A 24,875-nucleotide genomic window follows, 5' to 3' on the forward strand; every position below is an offset into this window, starting at 1 on the left:
AAGGGTAGGAATCGCCACCTTCCGCCAGGTAGGGCGCGTTCCCGCTGACCGGGAGGCGGCGTCGGCGTGAGCCGTACGGCGCCGGCCGACGCCAAGGCCGCCTGCCCCGAGTTCGCCCGCCTCGCGCAGGAGGGCACGGACAGCGCGTTCGTACCGTCCTGCCGGGCGCTGCGTGAGTCGATCGATCAGGCGGCGCGAGAGGACTCGATCCCGGAATCTCTGTTCAGCGAGCCGGCCCCGCTGCGCTAGGTCCTGTTTCAAAGTCATGCCCTGCTACGCACGGCCCGGGCCGTACGGCGGATGCCCGCGTTCTCAGTTCTCGAATCCGTGCCCCATCTCACTGGTTGAGAGGACTCGGTGCGGGACTGAGGACGTTCGCCGAAACTGGCCGACTGGGAACCGACGGGGAAGTCACCGTTGAAAGGACGACGCCATGGGCGAGAACACGACTGATCTTGCGGCTCGGGTGCGGAGGCTGGAGGCGGTGGAGGAGATCCGCCAGCTCGTCTCCCGCTACGCGCTCGCGCTGGACAGCCGGGACGTCACGACCCTGGCCTCCCTCTTCGTCGAGGACGTCAGGACGCATGACGGGCGGGTGGGCCGGGAGGCGCTGGCCGACTGGTTCGGGGAGATCCTGCGGCCGTACGGCATCACCTTCCACCTCGTCGGCAACCACGTCATCGACTTCGTCGACGAGGACCACGCCACCGGCGTCGTCTACGGCCGCCCGGAGCACGAGGTCGGCGACCTGTGGGTGGTGATGCCCATGCAGTACTGGGACCGTTACGAACGACGTGACGGGCACTGGTACTTCGCGTCGCGCAGCACGAAGGTGTTCTACGCCGCCGACGTGGAGGAGAACCCGCTGCGGGTGCCGGACAGGTTCAACTTCCCGGGGAACCCGTTCATTCACCGGGCCGAACTGCCCGAGCGCTGGGAGTCGTGGCGACGTTTCTGGGGGTCCGATCTCGGGGGCGGCTCCGCCGCAGCGGGTGGGTGAGCGCGACAGACAGCACTTCGAAGCACTCTCTGGTGTCTTTCGGGCGCTCGGCGTAGCCTGCTCGGCATGGTGAAGAGGATCGAGGGGCCGACGCGGATTCCCGTGCCGGGAGGCAAGGTCATTCGTGAGTACGTCGGCCGGGTGAACAGCGGCGACGACCGGGTCTCGATCGCGTACATGGTCGCCCCGTCCGGCTGGGAGGAGCCTGCCCAGGCCCCTGAGTTCGCTGAGTACACGCTCGTGCTCAAGGGCTCGGTCGTCGTCGAGCACGACGGAGGCACCACGGTCGTGTCCGCCGGCCAGGCGTTCGTCAGCGAGCCCGGAGAGAGAATCCGGTACGCCTCGGGGCCCTCGGGAGCAGAGTACGTCGCGGTCTGCCTGCCCGCGTTCTCCCCCGACACCGCGCACCGGGAGGAGTGACGGCGCCGGGGATAGGATTGCGTGATGAGCGACCGGAGCGAGGTGGGAACCGTGAGCCGCTTGCCCAGACTTGAGGAGATTCGCAAAGCACCCAAGGTGCTTCTCCATGACCATCTGGACGGCGGGCCGCGCACCCAGACGATCATCGATCTGGCCCGTGATCGCGGCCATGTCCTGCCGTCCGGCGATCCGGACAATCTCGCCGAATGGTTCCGGGACGCCGCCGACTCGGGCTCGCTCGAGCGCTACCTGGAGACCTTCGCCCACACGGTCGGGGTGATGCAGAGCCGTGAGGCCCTGGTCAGGGTCGCGGCCGAGTGCGCTCAGGACCTGGCCGACGACGGCGTGGTGTACGCGGAGGTGCGGTACGCCCCCGAGCAGCACACTGTCGGCGGGCTCACACTGGACGAGGTCGTGGAGGCCGTGCTGGAGGGCTTCCGGCTGGGCTCGGCGGGACCGGACGGACAGCCGCGGATCAGGGTCGGCACACTGCTCACCGCCATGCGCCACCAGGCCCGCTCGATGGAGATCGCCGAGTTGGCGGTGCGCTATCGCGACGTAGGAGTGGTCGGTTTCGACATCGCCGGGGCCGAGGCGGGATATCCGCCCACCCGGCACCTCGACGCCTTCGAGTACCTGCAGCGGGAGAACGCCCACTTCACCATCCACGCCGGCGAGGCGTTCGGGCTGCCGTCGATCTGGCAGGCCATCCAGTGGTGCGGCGCCGACCGCCTGGGCCACGGCGTACGGATCAACGACGACATCACCGTGTCCGGCGATGGCGAGGCGAAACTCGGGCGGCTGGCGGCCTACGTCCGGGACAAGCGGATTCCGCTGGAGATGTGCCCCACGTCGAACGTGCAGACCGGCGCCGCTCCGTCGATCGCCGAGCACCCGATCGGCCTGCTGCGCAGGCTGTACTTCCGGGTGACGGTGAACACCGACAACCGGCTGATGAGCCGGACGAGCGTGTCGCTGGAGTTCGCCAAGCTAGTGGAGGCATTCGGCTACGACTGGGACGACCTGCAGTGGTTCACGGTCAACGCGATGAAGTCCGCCTTCATCCCGTTCGACGAGCGACTGGCGCTGATCAACGGCGTGATCAAGCCCGGCTTCGCCCACCTGAAGTGGCGGGCCTGAGTTGGACAGGGCGAAAGAAGAGGTCTACCGGTCGAAGTTCAGCTGGATCTTCGGCTGGATCTGGCTGGTGTTCGCCGCGTGGAACACCTACGACCTGGTCATGCGCGGTTCGATGCCGTCGGCGCTGATCGCCGGGGCCGTGCTGGGCGTCATAACGGCACTGATCTTCATCATGGCGCTGCGCCCGGCGCTCGTGCTGGAGGACGGCGGCGTCCGCGTACGCAACCCGTTCAGGAACGCCTACATCCCCTGGCGTGCCGTCGACGACGTGATCGTGACCAGCGCGATCGTCATCGAGGCCGGCCGCGCCACGGTCCGGTGCTGGACGCCGCAGGTGACCGCCCGCGAGCGGGCCAGGACCAGGGCGCGCAGCGCCAAGGTGGCCTCCTCTGCCGACGCGTCCCGTACAGAGCGGGCGGTGGCCGAGGCGGTCGGTTCGCGTACGCACGCCGACTGGGCGGCCCAGCGGATCACCGAGATGAGCACGAGCCGGCGGGACGCCTCATCGGGGGAGACCTCCGTCACCTGGTCGCCGACCGCGATCGCCGTAGCCGCCGCCGCGCTCGCCCTGGTCGTGGTGACGATCATCCTCTCCTGAGCCGCCCCCGTAAGCCCGCCCGGCCTGCCGCACAGAGCGCGGTAACGGAGACCACTGCGGGCCTGACGAAAGTCAGGGGTGGACCCTGTCGTCCGGGCCCTGCGCCGGGATGCCGCGATGTACTTACCCTGCTCGGCGCCGGACTGTCCAACGCCCAGAACGCCAAGCGGCTCGGCCTCGTCGAGGGCACCGTCAAGGGCCACGTCAGCGCGATCTTCACCCGCCTCGACCTGCGAAATCGAGTACAGGCGGCCATCCTCGCCCACGAAGCCGGTCTCATCCCGGAATCATGCTCTCGCATGACGCCGCGAAGCGCGACAGCTCCTACACGAGGATAGAGAAGTTGCCTCGACCACGGGTGCACAACGAATCGCTGCGGAGCGGGTGCCGACGACACCCGTCCCTGACGGCGTCACCACTGGCGGCCCAGACCGTTGACCATTCGGAAAAACCGAAGATATATTCGTTCCATGCGAAGGGTCGCAGCGACTGCCGTGCCTGTGTTCCGGACACAGACCCAAGCAGATCTCCTCGCCGCCATCTACTTGCGGCGGGAGCGGCACTGGACTCTGGCGTCCCTGTCCAGAGAACTCAACGCCTCTCCCTCGACGTTGCACGCCGAGGTCAAGCGTCTGGAAGAGGCCGAACTGATCAACGCGACCGAGGTGGGTCGCTCCCGAATACTCGAACCCAACCTCAAACACCCCATCAGCAAGCCCTTGATTGAAATATTGTCCTATATGTACGGCCCTCAAGTGGTAATTGCTGAGGAGTTCGCCAATATTCCTGGGGCGGACCGCGTCCTTGTTTTCGGCTCATGGGCGGCTCGTCATAGCGGCGAACCGGGGCATGCACCACACGATATCGACGTTCTCGTCATTGGCGACGCCGACCGAACCGCTGTATACGCCGCCGCCGACAGGGCCCAAGATCGTATCGGAATTCCGGTCAATCCGGTCCTGGCCTCCACGCGTAGATGGCAGACTGCCACGGACGCCTTGATCCGGCAGATCAAAGCAAGCCCCACGATCGAACTCATCTCACGGGCTACCGACGGCGGACGGGAAGCAGGACAGTGACGCGGTGGACGCGCGGCGAGGCCGACATCGAGCGAATGCTCACCAACCAGGAACTACAGAGGGTTCGCGGCGAAGCGACCGATGGGCCGGGTTGGTTGGAGAAAAGCTTGGTCACTCTCGCAAGCGCTGGAGAGCTCACCGAGACCGATCCAAATTCCGCCTACACGCTGGCTTACGATGCGGCACGATTCGCTTGCGCGGGCCTGTTGGCTCAGCAAGGACTTCGTGCCACCACAAAGGGTGGACACTACGCGGTTCAGCAGGCCATAGTTCGCCAGTTTGGTCCCACTTTTGAACCTTTCGGCACCCTGCGCCGCCGGCGAAACGAACTCGAATACCCTGAATTCCCTGACGAGGTAGTCGATTGGGCCGAAGCGGAGTAAGCCATTACAATAGCCCAATCCCTCCTCGAAGCCGCCACCAAACTCCTGGACCACCTCGGCCTGTTCTGACAGCGGGGGAGTCTGTTTCGGGTCATCTGAAAGCCGGCCGGTGCCGGTCCATCGGCCGGTTAGAGGAGGCCGAGGGCGGCTGAGAGGTCTTTCTTGAGGGCCTCCAGGTCCTCGGCGGCACGTGCCCGCGCCGCGGCCACGGAGTCCTCGACCGGGATGACGATCTCCAGGTAGCACTTGAGCTTGGGCTCGGTGCCGCTGGGCCGTACGACGACGCGCGCGCCGCCAGCCAGGCGGTAACGCAGGCCGTCGGTGGGCGGCAGCCCGGCCACGCCCGCCGCCAGGTCCTCGGCCGACTCCACCTCGCGGCCGGCGAGCTCGGTCGGTGGCTCGGCGCGCAGCCGGGCCATGGCACGGCCGATCTCCTCCAGGTCCGTCACCCGGAACGAGAGTTGGGCGGTGGCGTGCAGGCCGTACCTCCTGGCCTGGTCGTCCAGCAGGTCGAGCAGCGTCCGCCCGGCCCGCCTGGCGTCGGCGGCCAGACCGGCCAAGGTGAGGGCGGCGCCGACGCCGTCCTTGTCGTGGACGGGTAAACCTTCATCGGAGCCGATGCTGTATCCCAGCGCCTCCTCGTATCCGAAGACCAGTCCGGGCCCGGCCTTCATGATCCATTTGAAGCCGGTGAGGGTCTCGGCGTGGCGCACGCCGTACGCCGCCGCGATCTTGGCGAGCAGCGACGACGACACGATCGTCGTGGCGACCAGGCGGTCGTCGCCGGAGGTGTGCCGCAGCACGTGCTCGGCCAGCAGCCCGCCCGCCTCGTCGCCGGTGAGCATGCGGTACCCGCCCTCCGGCAGGGGCATGCCGGCCGCGCACCTGTCGGCGTCCGGGTCGTTGGCCAGCACCAGGTCGGCGCCGATCGAGGTCGCCAGGCCGAGCGCGAGGTCCATCGCGCCCGGCTCCTCCGGATTGGGAAACGAAACGGTCGGGAAGTCCGGGTCGGGCTCCGCCTGGCGGCCGACCACTCTCGGCGCGGCGAACCCGGCCCGCGTGAACGCCTCGGTGAGCACGCCGTGGCCGACGCCGTGCAGCGGCGTGTACGCGATGACCAGGTCCCTGGCGTCCCCGACGGGGAGGGCGGCGAGGGCCTCCAGGTACGGAACGACGATCGTGTCGTGATCGAGCGTCTCCCAGCCGTCACCGAGCGGGAGCTCGTCCACCCGGCCGGTCGCGTCGATGGCCTGGGAGATCTCACGGTCGATCGGCGGGACGATCTGCGCGCCGTCCCCCCAGTAGACCTTGTAGCCGTTGTCCCGAGGGGGGTTGTGCGACGCGGTCACCATGATGCCCGCGTCGGCCCCGAAGTGTCGTACGGCGAACGCCAGCACCGGGGTCGGCCACCGGCCGCCCATCACGGAGGCGCGCAGGCCGGCGCCGGTGAGCACGGCGGCCGTGTCCCCGGCGAACACGTCCGACATGTGGCGCGCGTCGAAACCGATGACCACATGCCTGCCCGGCCCGAGGACACGGGCGAGCCCGGCCGCCGCCCGCATCACCGTGACGCGGTTCATCCGGTTCGGACCCGCGCCCAGCTCACCGCGCAGGCCCGCCGTGCCGAACTCGAGCTTTCCGCCGAACCGGTCCGCGAGCGCCGCCGTGTCCCGGCGATCGAGGATGTCCGCCAGCTCCGCCCGGGTCCGCGGGTCGGGATCCTGCGCGTGCCACTCGCGGGCGATGCGGACCAGGTCGTCGGTGGTCAAGGTGGGTTCCCCCTGAGTCATCCGTGGTCGTGTCCCGACAAATCATGCCCGGTTCGGCGGGTACGGCACGTCGGCAGACTTCCCCTAAAGTTTGTCGACCACCTTGGCGAGGAGACCGCCCATGCGGGTGGCGGTGGACCGGCCCACCTCGAGGACCTCCTCGTGGTTGAGCGGCTCACCGGTCAGGCCCGCGCCGGGGTTGGTGACCAGGGAGATGCCGAGCACCTCCGCGCCGGCCTCCCTGGCGGCGATCGCCTCGAGCACGGTGGACATGCCGATCAGGTCCCCGCCGAGCGTGCGCAGCATGCGGATCTCGGCCGGCGTCTCGTACGTCGGGCCGCGGAACGCCACGTAGACGCCGTCGGCCAGCGACGGGTCCACCTCGCGGGCGAGGGCGCGCAGGCGTCGGCTGTAGACCTCGGTCAGATCGACGAACGTCGCGCCGGTGATCGGGTTGCTCCCGGTCAGATTGATGTGATCGCTGATCAGGATGGGCTCCCCGACCCGCTGGGTCTCCGGGCGCAGGCCGCCCGCCGCGTTGGTCAGCACGACCGCGCGCACCCCGGCCGCGGTCGCCGTACGGACCCCGTGGACCACGGCCTCCACACCGCGGCCCTCATAGAGGTGCGTGCGGCCGAGGAAGATCAGTGCGTCGAGGCCCGCGCCGGTGCGTACCGCGCGGAGCGTGCCCGCGTGCCCGGCCACGGCGGGCGCGGTGAAACCGGGCAACTTCGTCACGGGAAACTCGGCCACCGTCTCGCCGATGGCGTCGGCCGCCGGCACCCATCCCGAGCCCATGACGAGGGCCACATCGAAGGAATCCACACCGGTGAGGTTGCGCAGCGTGCTCGCGGCCTCGGCCGCCAGGACATATGGGTCGTTGGTCACGCTAGTGAGCGTAGCGGTCACAACCCCGGGCGGTCCGTCCCCGGCGGCGTCGACGCCGGTCAGTCGCCCAGAGACTTGCACGGGCGGTTGCGCAGGCCGGTGACATAGTCGTCGGGCGCCCCGGCCTTCTCGGCGGCGTCGGCGAGGATGCCCACATATCGCGCCGACGGCAGGCCGCCCTCATAGGAGTCGAGGACATAGGTCCAGGCCAGCACGTCGCCCTCCAGGGTCGCGACGCGGAGCCGTACCTTGCGGTAGAGGCCGAGCGCGGTGCCCATCCATTCGTCGAGGGAGGCCTCGTCCCACTCGGGCACGTCGTACAGCACGACGAACACCTGCTCGCCGGGGTCTTCGACGATGGTCGCGAGCGCGCCCTCCCAGCTGACGTCCTCCCCGCCGAAGGTCAGGCGCCAGCCCGCGAACCATCCGGTTCCTCGCATCGGCGAGTGGGGAGCCCACTCGGCCATCTGCTTCGGGTCCATATTGCTGCCGTAGGCCGCATAAACAGGCACGGCACACAAGCCTAATCCAAGACCCCGGGCTTCGCCGAAGGGTTCGCGCACGCCGTGCCGCCGAAAGAGATTCGGTACGGCGGGGTCCGGCGGACTTCACCGGGCATGGGCCCGCCGGAATGCGGGAGAATGGGATATGTGACGAGGATTGTGATCATTGGCGGCGGTCCCGGCGGGTACGAGGCGGCGCTGGTGGCCGCGCAACTGGGCGCGCAGGTCACGGTGGTCGAACGGGACGGCCCGGGCGGCGCCTGCGTGCTCACCGACTGTGTGCCGTCCAAGACACTGATCGCCACCTCGGTACGCAAGCAGGCGCTGCTCGACGCGTCATCGGTCGGCGTCCACTTCGACGGTGGCCCGGACGGCGACACCGGCGGCGTCATCGCCGACATGTGCCTGGTGAACAAACGCGTCAAGGAGCTGGCGCAGGCGCAGTCCGCCGACGTCGCGGCGCGGCTGGCCGCCGAGGGCGTGGAGGTGATCCAGGCGGCCGGCCGCCTCGTCGACCCCCAGGTGGTGCGTGCGGGCGACCGGACGATCCGGGCCGACGTCGTCATCGTCGCCACCGGCGCACACCCCCGCGTGCTGCCCGGCGCCGAGCCGGACGGGGAGCGCATCCTGTCCTGGCGGCAGCTGTACGACCTGCAGGAGCTGCCCGAGCACCTGATCGTCGTGGGGTCGGGCGTCACCGGCGCCGAGTTCGCCGGGGCGTACCAGTCGCTCGGCTCCCAGGTGACGCTGGTCTCCTCCCGGGACCGGATGATGCCGAACGAGGACGCCGACGGAGCCGAGGTGCTGGAGGAGGTCTACCGGCGGCGCGGCATGAACGTCATGGGCCGCTCGCGGGCCGCGGCGGTCAAGCGCACGGCCGACGGCGTCGTGGTCTCGCTGGAGGACGGCCGCACCGCCGAGGGCAGCCACTGCCTGATGACCGTCGGCATGGTGCCCAACACTTCCGGGATCGGACTGGAGGACAACGGCGTACGGCTCGACCGGAACGGCTTCATCGAGGTCGACAAGGTGTCCAGGACCTCGGCTCCCGGGATCTACGCCGCCGGTGACTGCACGGGCGTGCTGATGCTCGCCTCCGTCGCGGCCATGCAGGGCCGGATCGCCGTCTGGCACGCGCTCGGCGAGGCCGTACAGCCCATCCGGTTGGCCACGGTCGCCGCCAACATCTTCACCGACCCCGAGATCGCCAACGTCGGCGTGTCGCAGCAGCAGATCGAGTCCGGCGAGATCGCCGCCAACGTGGTCAAGCTGCCCCTGGCGACCAACGCGCGGGCCAAGATGCAGGGGTTCAACGACGGGTTCGTCAAGCTGTTCTGCCGGCCCAACACCGGCATCGTGCTCGGCGGCGTCGTGGTGGCCCCCCGGGCGTCGGAGCTGATCCTCGCGGTGTCCGTGGCCGTGCAGCAGCGGCTCACCGTCGACCAGCTCGCGCACACCTTCGCCGTCTACCCGTCGCTGTCGGGCTCCATCACCGAGGCCGCCCGGCGCCTCATGTCACCGCTCACCACCGCCATCTGACGGCTCGTCCGTCCTGCTTGGCCCTGACCTGGGCCAGGGCCTCCTCGGCCGTTCCCGGGCATGGAGACGCCGTGATCTCGCACCAGGTCAAGTGCAAGATCACGGCGTTCAAAGGTGCAGGTGGCAGGCCATCCGTGCGAGTTTCTGCAAGATCACGGTTGGTGCCCGCCCTGGTGAGCGGGGATCGTTGCGAGAATTCGCAAGATCACGCGGGGGTTTTGGTTTTGGGGTGGGGTGGTTACCAGTCGCCGCCGCCGAAGTCTCCGCCGCCGAAGTCGCTGCCGCCACCCCAGTCGCCGCCGCCGAAGCCACCGCCGCCGAAGTCGCCGCCGCCCCAGTCGCCCCCGCCGGACTCGACGCCCGCGGCGTAGCCGGAGTCGTAGCCCGCGCCGTAACCGCCGTGGCCCCAGCCGCCGAAGGCGTGGCCGAGCATGGTGCCGACCATCATGCCGGTCAGCAGGTCGCCGCCGAAGCCGCCGTAGTACCCGTAGGCGTACGGCTGGTAGGCCGGGCCGGCATCCCAGTACGGCCTGCGCTCACCGTTGACCATGACCTCGCGCATCTGCGGATCGAAGCCGCGCTCCACCGCCTCGGCGTCCGCCGCGCAGGCGGGAACGTCGCGGACCGCGCCACCGGGCGGGGCCCACCGTACGTTGCGGACCGACGGGCCGTGCTGCGGGTTGAAGAAGCACGGGGGCAGCCGCTCGGGCGGCGGCTGGTTGTTCACCCGCGCCTTGACGCAGGCCAGTGCGTAGCGGCCGTCCTCCAGTGTCGAGGTGACCGTGCGCAGTTCGTCGGCGCGCTGCACCGCCGCCAGCTCGTTCTTGGCCCGCTCGTAGGAGTCGAGCGCACGCTGCCAGTCGGTCGTCGTCTCCGCCTGCGGCAGCATCTTCATGTCCAGGTCGAGGGCGGTGATCTCCTCACCGAACTTGGTGACGTCCTCCTCGACGGTCTGCTTCACCGCGGCGAGCTCGGCGGCCTCGCGCTCCTCACGCTTGCGCTTCTTACGGCGTCCGATAATCCACAAACCGGCTCCTCCTACGACCGCGATGCCCAAGATGCCGACGAGGACACCGCTACCGCCGCCGCCTCCGCCTACCGTGGTGCCACGGTCACGTGCGCCCTTGACATCGCCGTCCTTGACCAGGTTCACCCGGTTGACGAAGTCCTGCATACCGGTGACGAGATCGTTGTTGGCGTTCGTGGAGAGCTTGGCCAGCGTGCCCGCCGCGTTCTTGGGCAGATCATTCGATCCGGCGAACAGGGTGGTCCCGTCGAGCACCGCCACGGTCGCCTTCGACCGGCCGGCCTTGTCGAGCTCAGTCAGCAGCTGTGGGATATAACTGCTGACCTGGGCGGTGGTCACGGTGCCGTCGGGCAGCGCCGCCACATAGATCGGGGCCTTTGAATCCTTGATCGCCTTGCGGACCTCGTCCTGTTGGCTGGACGACAGCGGTGATCCGCTCATCTCATAGAAATGATCCTTGCTGTTCTTCCACGACGCGACGACGGTCGCCGGGTCCGGCGCGCTCGCGGCGTACGCCGCGGGGACCGCGGCGATCAGCGTGAACAGGCCCATGAGCAATGCGGTCAGGCCCACGCGTAGCGCCGCCACGGCGCTCCCCGCGTGGCCCAGCGGTTTCTTGATGGTCACGGCTTCTTTAGCCTCCTTCGCCCTTCTGGACGAACGGCGATGTGCGAAGGTTCCTCATCTGGCAACGCTATCCACTGAAGCATGCCCCGCGTCGGACCGGTTTCCCGTTCCATTACGAACGCGCCCCGGGAAATCTCCCGGGGCGCGTCTTTCCGGTTCACTCAGGCGTCCTTGATCTCGCAGATCACGGCGCCGGCGGTCACGGTCTGGCCGACGGAGGCGGCGAGACCGGTGATCGTGCCGGACTTGTGCGCCGCCAGCGGCTGCTCCATCTTCATCGCCTCGAGCACGACGATCGTGTCCCCGGCGGCGACGGCCTCCCCATCGGCGACGACGACCTTCACGATCGTGCCCTGCATGGGGCTGACCAGGGCGTCCCCGCTCGCCGCTGCCGCCTTCCTCGCGCCGCCGTTCGCACCGCCCCGCCTGGGCGCCGCCTTCTTGCTCTCGCCGCGGCCTGCCGTACCGAGACCGGCGGGCAGCACGACTTCCAGACGCTTGCCGCCGACCTCGACCGTGATGCGCTCACGCCCGGCCGGCTCGTCCGTCTCCGCGACCCCCGCGAACGGCGGGATCTCATTGACGAACTCGGTCTCGATCCAGCGGGTGTGCACGGAGAACGGCTCGTCGGTGAAGGCCGGGTCGTCCACCACGGCCCGGTGGAACGGCAGCACGGTCGGCATGCCGTCGATCTCGTACTCGGCGAGTGCCCGGCGCGACCGCTCCAGGGCCTGCTTCCGGGTGGAACCCGTGACGATCAGCTTGGCGACGAGCGAGTCGAACGACTGCGGCACGCTCATCCCGGCCTCGTAGCCGGCGTCCAGCCGTACCCCCGGGCCCGAGGGCACCCGCATCGAGGTGATCTTTCCGGGCGCGGGCAGGAAGTTGCGGCCGGCGTCCTCGGCGTTGATGCGGAACTCGAAGGAGTGCCCGCGCAGCACCGGGTCGTCGTATCCGAGGGCCTCGCCGTCGGCGATGCGGAACATCTCGCGGACCAGGTCGATCCCGGCGACCTCCTCGGTGACCGGGTGCTCGACCTGCAGCCGGGTGTTGACCTCGAGGAAGGAGACCGTGCCGTCCTGGCCGACGAGGAACTCGCAGGTGCCGGCGCCGACGTAGCCCGCCTCGCGCAGGATCGCCTTCGACGACGAGTAGAGCAGCTCCAGTTGCTCCTCGGTCAGGAACGGCGCGGGGGCCTCCTCGACGAGCTTCTGGTGGCGGCGCTGCAGCGAGCAGTCACGGGTGCTGACCACGACGACGTTGCCGTGCCGGTCGGCGAGGCACTGCGTCTCGACGTGGCGGGGGCGGTCGAGATAGCGCTCGACGAAGCACTCCCCACGGCCGAAGGCCGTCACGGCCTCACGCACGGCCGACTCGTAGAGGTCGGGGACCTCTTCCTTGGTGCGGGCCACCTTCAGTCCCCGGCCACCGCCGCCGAACGCCGCCTTGATGGCGATCGGCAGGCCGTGCTCCTCGGCGAAGGCGATCACCTCGCCGACGCCGGACACCGGGTCGGCCGTGCCCGCCACGAGTGGCGCCCCGACGCGCTGCGCGATGTGCCTGGCCTGGACCTTGTCGCCCAGCGCGGTGATCGCGGCGGGCGGCGGACCGATCCAGATCAGGCCCGCGTCCTGAACGGCCTGGGCGAAGTCCGCGTTCTCCGCCAGGAAGCCGTAACCGGGGTGCACGGCGTCGGCCCCCGTTTCGCGGGCGAAGGCGAGTAGCTTCTCGATGTCGAGGTAGGTCTCCGCCGGGCTCTGCCCGCCCAGCGCGTGGGCCTCGTCGGCCACCCGGACGTGGAGCGCCTCCAGATCCTGGTCGGCGTACACCGCGACGCTCTTCAGCCCCGCGTCCGCGCAGGCGCGGGCGATCCGAACAGCGATCTCACCGCGATTGGCGATCAGGACCTTGTGCACCGGCGTCTTCCCTTCCCTTGACAAGCCTTCCTGGAGTGTAAGGGGGGGCCTCGCGTGGGAGACGTCCGCCCCCGGTGTCCAGGCTCAACTGCCCGAAACCGTACGTTCGGCAGGTAACCGGCAGGGGCAACACGGACGCCGGGTTGAATCGGTATAGCGGCTCGGTATAGGGGCTTTACAAGATTGACCAGGGGTTTACGGTGAGAGCGGCCCTCTGTCGATTAAGGGAGTGAACTGAATGAGTAACAGCTTGCTCGGCGGCGACCCCGCGGAGATGCAGAGCATGGCCGCGCAGTTCAACCAGCAGGCGGACCAGGTTCGCACCACGATGGCCAACCTCGACCGTGAGGCGGCCAAGGTCGGCACCGCCTGGACCGGGCCCGGCGCGCAGCGCTTCCACGACGCCTGGCAGAGCTACCGGTCGGCCTTCCAGCGGATGTCCGAGGAACTCAACGAGGCGTCCCGCGTCATCAACACCTACCGCGGCAACATCGAGTCCGCCACCCGCTGACGCGCCGGCACCACGCTCACTGAACCGGGACCGCGGCCTGGATCGGGGTCGCGGTCCCGGAGATCACCAGCAGGCCTCGCCCGGTCGGGCCGCCGACGGCTCCGCGCGGCAGCCGTACGTTGAACAGATCGCCGTCGGCCGGGCTCTGCACCGACAGCAGCAGTCCCGTCCGCGCCTTCCTGGCCTCCGCCACGAAGCCCCGATAGGCGGTCGCCAGATCCCCGGTGGCTCCCGCGACGAACAGCCCGTGCTCTCCGTCCCGCCCGGTACGGAGGACCTCCTCCAGCGCGAGACCGAGCGGCGAGTCCGGGGAGATCAGCTCCGCGTCGTCGACGAGCACCACATAGCGCTCCCGCCCCTTGACCAGGCTGAGGAGATCCCGCGTCGCATCGCCCCCGGCCACGTCCCTGGCGTTCCCGTCGAGCACGGCGAGCACGCCGGCCGATCCGGCCAGTTCCCGCAGCGGGCTACGACGGGGGGTGACGGCGAGCACGGTGGTGCCCTGCCGAAGCAGCGATCTCGCCGCGGTGACGAGGCAGGAGGATCTGCCCGATCGGGGCGGCCCGGCGATCACCGCGGCCGGTCCCTGGCCGAGCAGATCCACGCCCAGCGGGGCGAGGGAGTCGCCGCCCGCGCCGAGCAGCGCCCACAGGGGCGACGGCGGTGAGAACGACGGCACGAGGTCCAGTGCCTGCTCGGCCGTGATCCGCATCGGCAGCGCGTCCACGCGCAGCGGCGGCTCGCCGGCCCAGACCCATCGGCCCCGGCTGCCATCGCCGTGGGCTCCGGCTTCAAGATCATAGCCGCCGAAGCGGGCGGCGGCCGTGCGGCCCAGCTCCTGCAGCACCGCCACCTGCGCGGGGCCGGACTGATCGGGGGACAGCAGCGCGATCTGGCTCTCCACCAGGCCGTGCTCCCCGACCGACAGTGCCCGGCCGGGGGGCATCGAGGTGGGCAGATCCCGCACCGGCAGCCCGGCCAGCCCGTAGTCGGCCGGATCGGCCAGCCGCAGGACCAGCCGGTCATCGAAGATCGTGGAAATCTGTCCGATCAGGCCCGACCGGTCGGAGGTGACCACCGCCCGAAGGCCGACGGCCGGTCCCTCACGCAGCAGTTGCATCAGCGCGTCGAGCAGGCGGCCGTAGTCGTAGTTCTCGAACGCCGCGACGTACCCCTCCCACCGGTCCAGCAGCAGCACCAGCCAGGGCAGCCGCCCGACCTCGTCGCTCGAAGATCGCGGCGCCCGGCCCCGTGCGGCCGTCCTGGCCTCGGTCAGCGAGGCGTATCCGGCCTCGGCGAGGAGCTGCTGGCGGCGTCCCACCTCGGCGCGCAGCCGGGTCAGCAGGCGTTCCACCCGGTCGAGTTGGTCGCGGGTGACCACGGCGCCGCAGTGCGGGAGGCCGACGAGGGGCAGCAGCGCCCCCGACCCGCAGTCGATCGCGTGGATGTGCACGTCCTCTGGCGAGGCCCCCGCCGCGATGGAACCCGCGAGCGTGCGCAGGGCCGTGGATCGGCCGCTGCGCGCCGCGCCTGCGATCAGCAGGTGCCCCCCGTGCCTCGGGTCGAGCACGAGCGGGCGCCTGCCCTGCTGCCACGGCAGGTCCACGAGTCCGAACGGCAGCGGCGGCACCTCCTGCGCGTCTGTCCGATACCTCCCGGCCGGGGCGAGCCGGTGATCGGAGGAGCCGCCGGCGGCCTCCGCCTGCCCGTCCGCGGGGACCGACAGCGTGACCAGGTCCGGCAGGGGCGGCAGCCAGGGACTGGGCTGGCCGGGGACGCCCCGCCCGGCCTCCCCGATCGCGTCCACCAGCAGGGCGAGGTCGGAGTCGTCTCCCGACTCGACCGCCGGGACCGAGACCGGACGGCCGAGCGCCGGCCAGGCCAGCTCCATCACCCGCAGGGCATCACCGCCCTGCCCGGCGCCGCCCCCGGACGCGGGGGCACTCCGGGGGCTGCGCCCGCCGATCCTGGCGGTCTGCACGGCCACAGCCGGGCCCGCCCCCGACCTGACGTAGCAGCGGCCCGGCGTGGACCGCGAGATGTGCGCCGCGTCCGGTGAGTCGATCACGTCGGCCGACTCGCGGACGTCGGTCACCCGCAGCGCGATCCGCAGCGAGGTGTTGGCCTGGATGTCGGCGGTCACCACGCCGCCCGGCCGCTGGGTGGCGAGGATGAGGTGGATGCCGAGCGAGCGGCCGCGCCGGGCGATGTCCACCAGGCCCTCGACGAAGTCGGGCAGCTCCGTCACCAGCGCGGCGAACTCGTCGATGATCAGCACCAGCCGGGGCATCGACGGCAGTTCCGCCTGCCGGGCGGTGGTCCCACCCGTTCTGCCCCCGCCGGGCCGCCCGTCACCCGTCTGCCCGGTGGGGTCGAACAGGCCGCCCGCCGTGCCGAAGAGGCCTCCGGCGGGGGCCTGCCGTACGCCTCCGGAGCCCAGCACCCAGGTCGCGCCGCGTGATCGCAGCCGCTGGTACTCCTCGATGTCCTTCGCGCCCGCCTCCAGGAGCAGGCGCTCCCGCCTGCGGATCTCGGCGGCCAGCGATGACAGCGCCCGCTGCGTCAGGTGACCGTCGAGGTCGCTCACCATGCCGACCGTGTGCGGGAGTCGTACGCACTCCTTGAAGGCCGCCCCACCCTTGTAGTCGATGAGCACGAACGTCATCTCGTCCGGCCGGTTGACGACGGCCAGCGAGGAGATCAGCGTCTGGAGCAGCTCCGACTTGCCCGCGCCGGTGGTGCCGGCGATGAGCGCGTGCGGGCCGTCCCGGCTCAGGTCCACCTCGAACGGCCCATCGGGACCGACGCCGATGACGGCCCGGGTCGACCGGCCCCACCGCTTGGCGATGTGGTCGGGCTCGCACGCGTCCGGGCCGAGCAGGTCGAGCAGTCGGGCAGAACCGGGTACGGCCGAGGCGGCGTCCTCGCGGCTCACGTCGCGCAGCGCGGCGAGCGCCCGGCTCAGGCGGTCGGCCCACGAGATCGAGACCTGGTCCGCGCGGATCCCGCCGAGGGCATCCAGGCCCCCGCCGTGCAGCCGCACCTCGCCGTCGGCCGAGCACGAGACGACGGTCGCGCACTCCTCCGGCAGCAGTCGCCGGTCTCCGTCGATGGCGATCGTGTAGACCCCGGCCCGCGGGCCCTGCCTGAGCACCTGCGGCATCCCCGGCAGGCCACGCAGCACCTGGGCGCCGTCCAGGATGACGAGCACGTCGAACGGCTGCTCGTCGTAGCCGGCGAAGGCGGGTTCCGTCTCGGCCGTCGCGCCGCCCCTGCTGAGGTTGCCGCCGCCGAGGTCGTCCCACCCCGTCGGCCCGCCTGTCAGTCGCCCACCGCCCAGCGCCGACGCCGATCCGCCCAGTCCCGGTTTGGTCTCGTCGTCGAGCCGTTCCTCGATCAGCGCGGTGAGTTCCGCGACCCGGCGGGCGGCGGCCTCGGGGTCGGCGCCGACGAGCGCGACGCTGTCCGCGCCGAGAGGCCCCCCGCCGCGGTGGCCGCAGTGGGGGAGCCAGCGCACCCAGCCCCACTGCCGGTCGCTGTCCGACCCCGCCGACAGCACGACGATGGCCAGGTCGCGCGGGCTGTGCAGGGCGGCGGCCTGGCCGACCAGCCAGCGTGCGCAGGCCAGCGCCGTCTTCCGCGGTCCGGTGACGCCGGCCACGCCGAGTCGCCGCATGACCAGCGCGACCGGCACGTCGTGACAGGTCGGCTGCTCGGGCCGGGACGCGTCCTGCGGGGCTCCGCTCTCGAGCTCGAACTCCAGCCCGGCGGGCAGATCGGCCAGGCCCACCCGCAGCCGCAGCGCGTCACGGTCGTGGATCCGGCGCTCCCACAGCCTGCGCCGCGGTCCGGTGGCGGTGAGCAGCACCTCGGCCGGGTCGGGTGCGCCGTCCCGGCGCGCCGCCTCGTCCTCCTTGACGGCCAGGGCGACCTCCGCCTCGAACGCCGCCAGGCGCTCCCGGTACGCCTTGACCGCCTGGCGGTGTTTCTTCTTGCCGTGCCTGCGGTCGCTCACCCACTGTCCGATCATGAGGAGCGGTGTCATGAACGCGAACAGCAGGTAGTACCAGGTCTTCAGGGCCACGGCCATGACCACGCCGAGCACCGCCGGGAGCAGTGCGGCGAGCAGTTGCAGCCGCATCCCCTCGGCCCGGCGCGGCTCCGCGGGGACCGTGATCCGCCGGCCGGGGACCGGCCGCCGCAGCCTGGGCGGGCGGTTGTAGGCGAGCCCGCCGTCCGGCAGCGCGTCCAGGTGGGTGTCCGGCGGCTCGACGGGGCCGAGCGAGAAGGCCGAGTTGCCGCATGAGAGGGCGCCCCACTCGGGCCAGGGCACGGCCTCGGTGAGCGGCACGCCCTCCAGCCGGGCGGCTCCCTCGCTCACGCTCTCTCGCCGCGCCGTGGCGCCCTGCCGTCGTCCCCGGCGTCGGCGCCACCTCTTCTTGACTTTCTTGCGCGGTACGGCGTCGCCCGGTTCCACGGTCACGCCGTTCGGGGTCAGGCGGATCACGGCGGCGACCGGGGGCATCCCCAGGTCGGGTACGGCTATCGCGCACGCCGGATCGGACCCGATCGTGTGCGCGCCGACGCCGAGCCGGTGGACCGAACCGGCGCCCGGGCCGCCCACGACGCGCAGCTCCACCAGCCCGTCGGGCTCCTCGCTCATCGTGGCCCACGCGGCCCGGGCGTCCAGGGCGACCACGTCGCCGTCGCGGAGCAGTCCGAAGACGGCCGCTTCCGGATCCAGCGGCCGCCCGTCCAGCCAGAGCCCACCACCCTGCCGCGGCCTGCGCGGGTCCGCACCGGCCCCGCGTCCGGCTCTCCCGCCGGCGGCGCTTCGGCCGTCGAGGTCGTACGGCGCGCGGGCGTGCGGGAGCCGTACGACATTGGAGGCGCGGCCGGACGGATCGTCGAGCGCGGCGACGAGATCGGCGGTGAGCGCGGCCACGGTGGCCGACTCGTCGCCTTCGATCAGCACGTCACGCCGTTCGTGCTCGGTGACCACGGTGAGCGTAATCCGCATGCGCAGACTCCCGGCGGGGGTCGGATAGGGGGACGTTCTGGTGCCCTGACCGTGTCAAGGCACCGCCAAAGCGTTTCATCCGCCGGACCTCCCCGGGAAGAACCCGCGGAGATCTCCCACGACGATTCGGCCCGCATTCAGGGCTTTGCCGCATGGACGTCCGGCGAAGGCCACGTTAGCGAGGAGATCCGGGCGTCGCGTGCCCTAATCGGTAAACCGCCATGTCATGCGCATCTCCCCGACATGGCCGGGATGTACGGCAGGCACGGATTCGACCGCGGCCGCTCGGTCAAGCACCTTGTGAACGGCGAGGCATCGGGAAGGGATCGTTACCGTTTATCACAAAATTTCTAGATTGGGTAGTCGCCTACCAATATGGTGATAGATCCATTCCCGTTGACAGGTGTATTGCCAACGGATAAGCATGGGACGCCGTATATCGCCACGCCCGAGACCGAAAGTCGGCCATAATGTGGTGAATGCGCAGCGAACGGTAAGGACCGTAAATAAATTGGAGCAGCCCGAAAACTGGGCGTGATCATCACTGGGAGCCCCCGAACAGATGAGGATCAGCGAGAAGGCGTCGCAGGACGGTCGCGGCGCGGTGAGTGAGCGGTCCGGACTGTCCGGGCCCGCGTCTCGCAAGCTTCCCGTCTCGCCCAGGGAGCGCAGGCCCGCGCTCGCGGCGCTCGCCGTGCTCCTCATCCTGGGCGGCGCCCTGGCGACCACGTTGCTGGTGATGCGCAGCGGCGAACGGGTGTCGGCCATCCGGGTCGGCCAGCAGGTCGGGGCGGGACAGTCGATCCCGATGTCCGCGCTGGAGGAGGTGGAGATCGCCGACACCGGCATCGCCCGGGTCCTGTGGCGCGACCGCGAGAGCGTCGCCAAGGGGTACGCCGCGGTGACCCTGCTGCCCGGCACGCTGCTGACCGAGACGATGGTGGCCGAGTCCAGCGGCGACGTGGGACCGGGCAAGGCGCTCGTCGGCCTCGCGCTCAAGCCCGGGCAGCTGCCGGTCGGCCTGCAAGTGGGCGACGTCGTCCAGGTGATCTACGTCGCGGGTGCCGACAAGGGCACGGACCAGGGGACGGACGGCGGGCAGCGGCGGGTGCTCGCCACCGCCGCACGCGTCCACAGCATCCCCACCCCCGGCCGGACCGGGGGAAGCGGGCTGTTCACGGTGCGCGTGGACACCTCCGCCGCGCCGGCCATCGCCCAGCACGCCTCAAACGGGCAGGTCGCCCTGATCAAGCTTCCCGGAGTGAAGTGACGTGGCGCTCATCGTCCTCGCGGCAGACAAGGGAGCGCCCGGTGTGACCACCGCGGCGACCGCCCTCGGCGCGGTGTGGCCCCGGCCGGTGCTGCTGGCCGAGTGCGACCCGTCGGGAGGCGACCTGGCCTACCGGCTGCCGGGGGAGGACGTGGGCGTGCTCAATCCGGGCCGGGGCCTGCTCAGCCTGGGTGCCGTGGCGAGGCGGGGGCTGCGCGCCGAGCTGATCTACGAGCACACGCAGCGGCTCGTCGGCGGCCTCGACGTGCTCACCGGGCTCACCAACGCAGAGCAGGCGGCGGGGCTGACCTGGCTGTGGGGACCGCTCGGGCGCTCGCTGGCGGCGCTGCCGGGCGCGGACGTCCTGGCCGACTGCGGCCGGCTCGGGTCGCACCCGCAGATGAACGACCTGATCGCCGAGGCCGACGAGGTGGTGCTGTTCACCCGGGCCAGCCTCGACCACGTCGCCCACCTCCGGGAACGGCTGACGCTGCTGGGCCGGCGGGCCGGCGTGGTGGTGATCGCCGATCCCAGGGCGTACCGCGCCTCGATCGAGGAGGTCCGGCGGATCGTCTCCGGCTGGGACGTCACGTTCGTCGGCGGCCTGGCACATGATCCGAAGGGTGCGGAGCTGCTGCGCGGACAGTGGGGCGGTCGGCTCGACCGCAGCCTGCTCATTCGGACCGCACGGGATCTGGCCGGGCGGCTCATGGCCCAGCTGACGGCCGATGTCGCCGCCTCCGACGCCCAGGGCGGCACGAGGCCGACGAAGGGGGCGACATCATGAATGTGGAGCAGCGGCCCGTCGACCACGGCCTGGTGAAGCGGTTCCGGCAGGAGGTCGGAGACCGCCTGGCACACCAGCGGCGGCTGGACCAGGCCAGCGGGCTGCCGCCGATGACCGGCGAGGACGAGCGACAGTTCGCCCGCGCGCTGATCGCGCAGGTTCTTGAGGAGTACGCCCGCGGCGAGATCGGCGTGGGCCGCACGCCGCCGACCGCCGAAGAAGAGGAGGCGCTCGCCGGGGGGATCCACGCCGCGCTGTTCGGCGTGGGCCGGCTGCAGCCGCTGCTGGACGACACCGAGATCGAGAACATCGACGTCAACGGCTGCGACCGGGTCTTCGTCGGTTACGCCGACGGCCGCGAGGTGCTGGCCGACCCGGTCGCCGACACCGACGAGGAGCTGATCGAGCTCATCCAGGTCCTGGCGGCGTATTCGGGACTGTCGTCCAGGCCGTTCGACACGGCCAACCCCCAGCTCGACCTGCGCCTGCCGGACGGGTCGCGGTTGTCCGCGGTGATGGACGTGACCGTCCGGCCGGCGCTGTCGATCCGCCGCGCCCGCCTGGGCAAGGTCTTCCTCAGCGATCTGGTCGGCAACGGCACGCTCGTGCCGGAGCTGGGCCGGTTCCTGTCGGCGGCGGTGGCGGCCCGCAAGAACATCATGATCGCGGGGTCGACGAACGCGGGCAAGACCACCCTGCTGCGCGCACTGGCCAACGAGATCCCGCCGCACGAGCGGTTGATCACCGTGGAGCGGGCGCTGGAGCTGGGGCTCGACCAGTTCCCCGAGCTGCATCCGAACGCCGTGGCCTTCGAGCACCGGCTGCCGAACTCGGAGGGCCAGGGCGAGATCACCATGGCCGAGCTGGTGCGGCGCTCGCTGCGGATGAACCCGTCCCGGGTGATCGTGGGCGAGGTGCTCGGCGACGAGATCGTCACGATGCTCAACGCGATGACCCAGGGCAACGACGGGTCGCTGTCGACCATCCACGCCAACTCCAGCATGGAGGTGTTCAACCGCATCGCCACCTACGCGCTGCAGGCCGAGGAGCGGCTGCCGATCGAGGCCACGCACATGCTGATCGCGGGGGCGATCGACTTCGTCGTGTTCATCGAGAAACGCAACGACTATCACCGGGGCGGCGGGCTGCGGCGGTACGTCTCCAGCGTCCGCGAGGTGACCGGGGTCGACGGCCGGGTGCTCTCCTCGGAGGTGTTCACCATGTCCGGAGATCAGCTGGTGCCGCACGCCCCGATCTCCTGCGCCACAGAGTTGGCCTATCACGGCTACGACCCCGCGCAGGGAGGGTGGCGATGAACGCCGGACTCTTCGGAGCGTTCGACCCACTGGTGCTGCCGGCCGGAGCGGTGATCGGCGGCGGGCTGTTCCTGCTGGGCCTCTCCCTGCACGGCACGCGACCCAGGCCGGCCCGCCCGGAGGGCAGGGCGAACCGGGTGCGGCTGCTGCGCGCCCTCACCACCAGGACGACCGTCGCCCTGATCACCGGAGTGGTCGTCCTGGCGGTGACCCGGTGGGCGGTCATCGCGGGGGGATCGGTGCTCCTGGTCCTCGCCTGGCGAGGCCTGACCGGCGGCGCCGCGGAGGAACGCGCGGCGATGCGACGGCTGGAGGCGCTGGCCGCCTGGACGGAGTCGCTGCGCGACACCATCGCCGGGGCCGCCGGCCTGGAACAGGCCATCCCGTCGTCGGTCCGGGCGGCCGCCCCCACACTGCAGCCACAGCTGCGGACGCTCGTCGACCGGCTGCACACCCGGATGCCGCTGCCCGACGCGCTGCGGATGTTCGCCGACGAACTCGACGACACCTCGGCCGATCTGGTGGTCGCCGCCCTCATCCTCAACTCGCGGCTGCGTGGCCCCGGGCTGCGGGACGTGCTGTCCGCTCTGGCGGTGTCGGCCCGGGAGGAGCTCGACATGCGGCGGAGGGTCGAGGCCGAGCGGAGATCGACCCGCAAGAGCGTGCAGATCGTGGTCGGTACGGCTCTCGCCTTCGCCGGCGCCCTGGTCATCTTCAACCGGTCGTATGTGGAGGAGTACGGCAACCCGCTCGGCCAGGCCGTGCTGGTCGTGGTCGCGGGCCTGTTCGGCGCCGGGTTCGCCTGGATGCGGCGGCTGGCCCGGTTCGACAAGCCCGCCCGCATCCTCGCCCCCTATCACCGTCCGCCGGTCAGGCAGAAGGAGGCCGGATGATTGAGACCGTGCTCGCGGGAGGCGTGCTCGGCATCGGGATCTTCCTCCTGATCAGGGCGCTGTTCCCGCCGAGGCCCGGGCTCGTCGCCAGGCTCGCCGCACTCGACGTCGCCCGCGACGGCACCGCGGCTCCGCGAGCGCCGCTCATCGCTCCCGAGGAGAACGTCAGCCCGTTCCGGCGCGGCCTGGGCGAACGGCTCGCGCGCTTCTACGCGGCCCGCGGCTGGGAGGCGCGCTCGACCAAGGCCGACCTCGCCCTGCTGGGGAAATCCTTCGAGGGGTTCCTGGCCACGAAGGTCCTGCTCGGTGTCTCGGGGCTGCTGGCCTTCCCGATCCTCTTCGCCTGGCTCGCGCTCATGGGCTGGGGCATGTCGGCGCAGGTGCCGTTCTGGTCCACGCTCCTGGTGAGCGTGGTCTTCTTCCTGCTCCCCGATGTGCAGATCAAGCGCGACGCGGCCGACCGGCGGCGCGACTTCCGGCACGCGGTGGGCGCCTTCCTCGACCTCGTCTCCATGAACCTCGCGGGCGGGCGCGGCGTTCCCGAGGCGCTGATGATGGCGGTGTCCGTCGGTAACCCCAGGCCTGCCGGTAACCCCAGGTCCGCCGCCGATCCGCTGCCCCACGGCAGGCCGGCCCCGGCGGGGACGGGCACGGGGGCAGGGGACAGGGCAGCCGGCGGCACGGGTACGGGTGCCGACGGCGCCGGTCCCCCGGCGGCGGGCTCCAACTGGGCGATGGAGCGGATCCGTGAGGCGCTGTCCAACGCCCGGATCGTCGGCATCACCCCGTGGCAGGCGCTCGGCCAGCTCGGCGACGAGATCAACGTGGATGAGCTGCGGGATCTGTCCGCGGCGCTCGGACTCGTCGCCGACGACGGTGCGAAGGTGCGGGCCTCGCTCACCGCTCGCGCGGCCACCCTGCGGCGCCGCGAGCTCGCCGAGGTCGAGGGCAAGGCGGGTGAACGGTCTCAGTCGATGCTGGTGGCGCAGCTCCTGCTGTGCGCCGGCTTCGTGCTCTTCCTTAGTTTTCCGGCAGCGATGAAGATGTTGGGGTCCTGATGCTCTGGTTGCACTACCTGATCGCCGTGCTGCGCGTACGGATCGACCGTGCCAGGAACGCTCCCAGCAGGGGAGCCTCGGCGGTCGAATGGGTGATCATCACGGCGATCATCGCCGGGGTCGCCCTGGGTCTCGCCACGCTCATCAAGAACCTCGTCGCCGGGAAGGAGGGCGAGATCACCTCCAACTTCGGCGGTGGCGGCGGTGGCCTGAATGAGCAGTGAGCCGAGGGATCGGAGCTCAGGACGCAGAGCAGCGAGCGAGCGTGGCGCGACGGTGATCGAGCTCGCCATGCTCATGCCGGTCATCCTGGCCGTGGTGCTGCTGGTCGTCCAGTTCACGCTCTGGTTCCACGGTCGGCAGGTGGCGGACGCCGCCGCGCGGGAGGGGGCCCGCATCGCCCGCGCTGCCGGCACCTCCGACGGCTGGCAGAGCGGGGCGGAGGCGAAGGCCAGGCAGATCATCCAGGCGGTCGGGCCCAAGCTGCTGCGGAACGCCCAGGTGCAGGCATGGGAGAAGGGCGACCAGCGGGGCGTCGACGTGACCGCCACCGCCGTACAGGTGGTGCCGCTGCTGCCCGAGACGACCTTCGAGGTCACCGCGCACTTCGGCGGTCCGATCGAATGTTTCCGTCCCGACGACGGCTCGGAAGGCTGCGAATGAGACGCGCCGACACCTCCGCCGACGGCCGGGCCGAGGCCGGTTCGACGGAGGCCGGTTCGATGGGGGCCGGTTCGACGGAGGCCGGTTCGATGACGGCCGAGACGGTGATGCTCGCCCCGGTTCTCCTGCTGTTCCTGCTGTTCCTGGTCGGGGCCGGGCGGATCGTGGAGGCGCAGGGGGAGGTCAACGGCGCAGCCAGGGACGCGGCCAGGGCCGCCTCGGTCCAGCGGAGCCTCTCCGAAGCCGAGTCGGCCGCGACGGAGGTCGCGCAGTCCTCGTTGTCGGGCGGCTGCTCCCCGCAGGTCAGCCTGTCGGGGACCGACTGGAAGGCGGGCGGGGTCGTCAAGGCGACCGTGACGTGCCAACTCGACCTGGGCTTCCTCGGTTTCAGTGGGGCCAAGCAGATGACGGGCGACTCCGTCGTGCCCCTGGAGCGGTTCCGGAGGTACGAGCAATGAGCCGTTGGCG

The 24,875-nt window shown here is 70.8% G+C and carries 23 protein-coding genes and 1 pseudogene; 18 read left to right on the plus strand and 6 right to left on the minus strand.

The window, feature by feature from the left end; all coding sequences use genetic code 11:
* Window positions 1–66: 66 nt before the first annotated feature.
* The 8 genes and pseudogenes from ACFHYQ_RS21510 to ACFHYQ_RS21545 all read left to right on the plus strand — a co-directional run bounded on the left by ACFHYQ_RS21510 (window position 67) and on the right by ACFHYQ_RS21545 (window position 4,620).
* Window positions 67–249, plus strand: coding sequence for a hypothetical protein (locus ACFHYQ_RS21510; protein WP_394302920.1), 183 nt, complete (start codon window positions 67–69; stop codon window positions 247–249).
* A gap of 184 nt (window positions 250–433) precedes the next feature.
* Window positions 434–1,000, plus strand: a complete 567-nt coding sequence (locus tag ACFHYQ_RS21515) for a nuclear transport factor 2 family protein (RefSeq protein ID WP_394302921.1) — start codon at window positions 434–436, stop codon at window positions 998–1,000.
* Window positions 1,001–1,066: 66 nt separating this feature from the next.
* Window positions 1,067–1,420: a cupin domain-containing protein gene (locus ACFHYQ_RS21520; RefSeq protein WP_394302922.1), complete on the plus strand. Its 354-nt coding sequence runs from the start codon at window positions 1,067–1,069 to the stop codon at window positions 1,418–1,420.
* A 24-nt stretch (window positions 1,421–1,444) separates the two neighbouring features.
* A complete protein-coding gene (locus ACFHYQ_RS21525; protein WP_394302923.1) occupies window positions 1,445–2,560 on the plus strand; it encodes an adenosine deaminase in 1,116 nt (371 codons plus the stop codon).
* Window position 2,561: 1 nt separating this feature from the next.
* Window positions 2,562–3,158: a hypothetical protein gene (locus ACFHYQ_RS21530; protein WP_394302924.1), complete on the plus strand. Its 597-nt coding sequence runs from the start codon at window positions 2,562–2,564 to the stop codon at window positions 3,156–3,158.
* 113 nt (window positions 3,159–3,271) lie between these two features.
* Window positions 3,272–3,496: pseudogene (locus tag ACFHYQ_RS21535) on the plus strand (response regulator transcription factor); the annotation flags it as partial.
* Window positions 3,497–3,628: 132 nt separating this feature from the next.
* Entirely contained in the window at window positions 3,629–4,237 is a 609-nt protein-coding gene (locus ACFHYQ_RS21540; RefSeq protein WP_394302925.1) for a hypothetical protein, read from the plus strand.
* Window positions 4,234–4,620: a hypothetical protein gene (locus ACFHYQ_RS21545; protein WP_394302926.1), complete on the plus strand. Its 387-nt coding sequence runs from the start codon at window positions 4,234–4,236 to the stop codon at window positions 4,618–4,620. Before ACFHYQ_RS21540 ends, ACFHYQ_RS21545 begins: the two co-directional genes overlap by 4 nt.
* Window positions 4,621–4,748: 128 nt before the next feature.
* On the opposite strand, the gene ACFHYQ_RS21550 is transcribed toward ACFHYQ_RS21545, so the two are convergent.
* The 3 genes from ACFHYQ_RS21550 to ACFHYQ_RS21560 all read right to left on the minus strand — a co-directional run bounded on the left by ACFHYQ_RS21550 (window position 4,749) and on the right by ACFHYQ_RS21560 (window position 7,789).
* Window positions 4,749–6,389 carry a phospho-sugar mutase gene (locus ACFHYQ_RS21550; protein ID WP_394302927.1) on the minus strand — a complete coding sequence of 547 codons (1,641 nt, stop codon included), beginning with the start codon at window positions 6,387–6,389 and terminating at the stop codon, window positions 4,749–4,751.
* Between the two features lie 84 nt (window positions 6,390–6,473).
* On the minus strand, window positions 6,474–7,277 hold the full coding sequence (locus ACFHYQ_RS21555; protein ID WP_204016160.1) for a purine-nucleoside phosphorylase: 804 nt from the start codon (window positions 7,275–7,277) through the stop codon (window positions 6,474–6,476).
* 59 nt (window positions 7,278–7,336) lie between these two features.
* Complete coding sequence (locus ACFHYQ_RS21560; RefSeq protein ID WP_394302928.1) at window positions 7,337–7,789, minus strand: gamma-glutamylcyclotransferase family protein; 453 nt, start codon at window positions 7,787–7,789, stop codon at window positions 7,337–7,339.
* 138 nt (window positions 7,790–7,927) lie between these two features.
* Between ACFHYQ_RS21560 and ACFHYQ_RS21565 the strand changes: the two genes are divergently transcribed.
* Window positions 7,928–9,319: an NAD(P)H-quinone dehydrogenase gene (locus ACFHYQ_RS21565; RefSeq protein ID WP_394302929.1), complete on the plus strand. Its 1,392-nt coding sequence runs from the start codon at window positions 7,928–7,930 to the stop codon at window positions 9,317–9,319.
* A 238-nt stretch (window positions 9,320–9,557) separates the two neighbouring features.
* On the opposite strand, the gene ACFHYQ_RS21570 is transcribed toward ACFHYQ_RS21565, so the two are convergent.
* Both ACFHYQ_RS21570 and ACFHYQ_RS21575 read right to left on the minus strand, forming a co-directional pair.
* Window positions 9,558–10,973: a hypothetical protein gene (locus ACFHYQ_RS21570; protein WP_394302930.1), complete on the minus strand. Its 1,416-nt coding sequence runs from the start codon at window positions 10,971–10,973 to the stop codon at window positions 9,558–9,560.
* A 161-nt stretch (window positions 10,974–11,134) separates the two neighbouring features.
* The gene (locus ACFHYQ_RS21575) at window positions 11,135–12,889 is read right to left on the minus strand and encodes an acetyl/propionyl/methylcrotonyl-CoA carboxylase subunit alpha (RefSeq protein ID WP_394302931.1); all 1,755 of its coding nucleotides are present in this window, start codon (window positions 12,887–12,889) and stop codon (window positions 11,135–11,137) included.
* Between the two features lie 238 nt (window positions 12,890–13,127).
* Here ACFHYQ_RS21575 and ACFHYQ_RS21580 point away from each other — a divergent pair, with 238 nt between their 5' ends.
* Complete coding sequence (locus ACFHYQ_RS21580) at window positions 13,128–13,400, plus strand: WXG100 family type VII secretion target (RefSeq protein ID WP_204016164.1); 273 nt, start codon at window positions 13,128–13,130, stop codon at window positions 13,398–13,400.
* Window positions 13,401–13,416: 16 nt separating this feature from the next.
* Here the strand turns inward: ACFHYQ_RS21580 and ACFHYQ_RS21585 are convergent, their stop codons facing one another.
* Window positions 13,417–18,420, minus strand: a complete 5,004-nt coding sequence (locus ACFHYQ_RS21585; protein WP_394302932.1) for a type VII secretion EssC family protein — start codon at window positions 18,418–18,420, stop codon at window positions 13,417–13,419.
* Between the two features lie 562 nt (window positions 18,421–18,982).
* Between ACFHYQ_RS21585 and ACFHYQ_RS21590 the strand changes: the two genes are divergently transcribed.
* The 8 genes from ACFHYQ_RS21590 to ACFHYQ_RS21625 are packed head-to-tail and all read left to right on the plus strand — an operon-like array spanning window position 18,983 to window position 24,865.
* A complete protein-coding gene (locus tag ACFHYQ_RS21590) occupies window positions 18,983–19,690 on the plus strand; it encodes a hypothetical protein (protein WP_394302933.1) in 708 nt (235 codons plus the stop codon).
* A 1-nt stretch (window position 19,691) separates the two neighbouring features.
* The gene (locus tag ACFHYQ_RS21595) at window positions 19,692–20,477 is read left to right on the plus strand and encodes a MinD/ParA family ATP-binding protein (RefSeq protein WP_394302934.1); all 786 of its coding nucleotides are present in this window, start codon (window positions 19,692–19,694) and stop codon (window positions 20,475–20,477) included.
* Entirely contained in the window at window positions 20,474–21,793 is a 1,320-nt protein-coding gene (locus ACFHYQ_RS21600) for a TadA family conjugal transfer-associated ATPase (RefSeq protein WP_394302935.1), read from the plus strand. Before ACFHYQ_RS21595 ends, ACFHYQ_RS21600 begins: the two co-directional genes overlap by 4 nt.
* A complete protein-coding gene (locus ACFHYQ_RS21605; protein ID WP_204016169.1) occupies window positions 21,790–22,686 on the plus strand; it encodes a type II secretion system F family protein in 897 nt (298 codons plus the stop codon). The genes ACFHYQ_RS21600 and ACFHYQ_RS21605 overlap by 4 nt, the downstream gene beginning before the upstream one ends.
* Window positions 22,683–23,744, plus strand: coding sequence for a type II secretion system protein (locus ACFHYQ_RS21610; protein ID WP_394302936.1), 1,062 nt, complete (start codon window positions 22,683–22,685; stop codon window positions 23,742–23,744). Before ACFHYQ_RS21605 ends, ACFHYQ_RS21610 begins: the two co-directional genes overlap by 4 nt.
* Window positions 23,744–23,968, plus strand: a complete 225-nt coding sequence (locus ACFHYQ_RS21615) for a hypothetical protein (RefSeq protein ID WP_394302937.1) — start codon at window positions 23,744–23,746, stop codon at window positions 23,966–23,968. The genes ACFHYQ_RS21610 and ACFHYQ_RS21615 overlap by 1 nt, the downstream gene beginning before the upstream one ends.
* Window positions 23,958–24,407 (plus strand): TadE/TadG family type IV pilus assembly protein, encoded by a 450-nt coding sequence (locus tag ACFHYQ_RS21620; RefSeq protein ID WP_394302938.1) that lies wholly within the window; start codon window positions 23,958–23,960, stop codon window positions 24,405–24,407. Before ACFHYQ_RS21615 ends, ACFHYQ_RS21620 begins: the two co-directional genes overlap by 11 nt.
* Window positions 24,404–24,865, plus strand: a complete 462-nt coding sequence (locus ACFHYQ_RS21625; protein WP_394302939.1) for a TadE/TadG family type IV pilus assembly protein — start codon at window positions 24,404–24,406, stop codon at window positions 24,863–24,865. The genes ACFHYQ_RS21620 and ACFHYQ_RS21625 overlap by 4 nt, the downstream gene beginning before the upstream one ends.
* The last annotated feature ends 10 nt before the right edge of the window (window positions 24,866–24,875 follow it).

The sequence above is a fragment of the Sphaerimonospora cavernae genome, from assembly GCF_042435035.1.
Classification (GTDB): Bacteria; Actinomycetota; Actinomycetes; order Streptosporangiales; family Streptosporangiaceae; genus Sphaerimonospora; species Sphaerimonospora cavernae.

Bases quoted from the DNA above. Each gene is read 5' to 3' on its own strand.
- ACFHYQ_RS21515 (WP_394302921.1), top strand. From the start codon at position 434: ATGGGCGAGAACACGACTGATCTTGCGGCTCGGGTGCGGAGGCTGGAG.
- ACFHYQ_RS21520 (WP_394302922.1), top strand. From the start codon at position 1,067: ATGGTGAAGAGGATCGAGGGGCCGACGCGGATTCCCGTGCCGGGAGGC.
- ACFHYQ_RS21525 (WP_394302923.1), top strand. From the start codon at position 1,445: ATGAGCGACCGGAGCGAGGTGGGAACCGTGAGCCGCTTGCCCAGACTT.
- ACFHYQ_RS21540 (WP_394302925.1), top strand. From the start codon at position 3,629: ATGCGAAGGGTCGCAGCGACTGCCGTGCCTGTGTTCCGGACACAGACC.
- ACFHYQ_RS21580 (WP_204016164.1), top strand. From the start codon at position 13,128: ATGAGTAACAGCTTGCTCGGCGGCGACCCCGCGGAGATGCAGAGCATG.
- ACFHYQ_RS21585 (WP_394302932.1), bottom strand. From the start codon at position 18,420: ATGCGGATTACGCTCACCGTGGTCACCGAGCACGAACGGCGTGACGTG.
- ACFHYQ_RS21590 (WP_394302933.1), top strand. From the start codon at position 18,983: ATGAGGATCAGCGAGAAGGCGTCGCAGGACGGTCGCGGCGCGGTGAGT.
- ACFHYQ_RS21600 (WP_394302935.1), top strand. From the start codon at position 20,474: ATGAATGTGGAGCAGCGGCCCGTCGACCACGGCCTGGTGAAGCGGTTC.
- ACFHYQ_RS21605 (WP_204016169.1), top strand. From the start codon at position 21,790: ATGAACGCCGGACTCTTCGGAGCGTTCGACCCACTGGTGCTGCCGGCC.
- ACFHYQ_RS21610 (WP_394302936.1), top strand. From the start codon at position 22,683: ATGATTGAGACCGTGCTCGCGGGAGGCGTGCTCGGCATCGGGATCTTC.
- ACFHYQ_RS21615 (WP_394302937.1), top strand. From the start codon at position 23,744: ATGCTCTGGTTGCACTACCTGATCGCCGTGCTGCGCGTACGGATCGAC.
- ACFHYQ_RS21620 (WP_394302938.1), top strand. From the start codon at position 23,958: ATGAGCAGTGAGCCGAGGGATCGGAGCTCAGGACGCAGAGCAGCGAGC.
- ACFHYQ_RS21625 (WP_394302939.1), top strand. From the start codon at position 24,404: ATGAGACGCGCCGACACCTCCGCCGACGGCCGGGCCGAGGCCGGTTCG.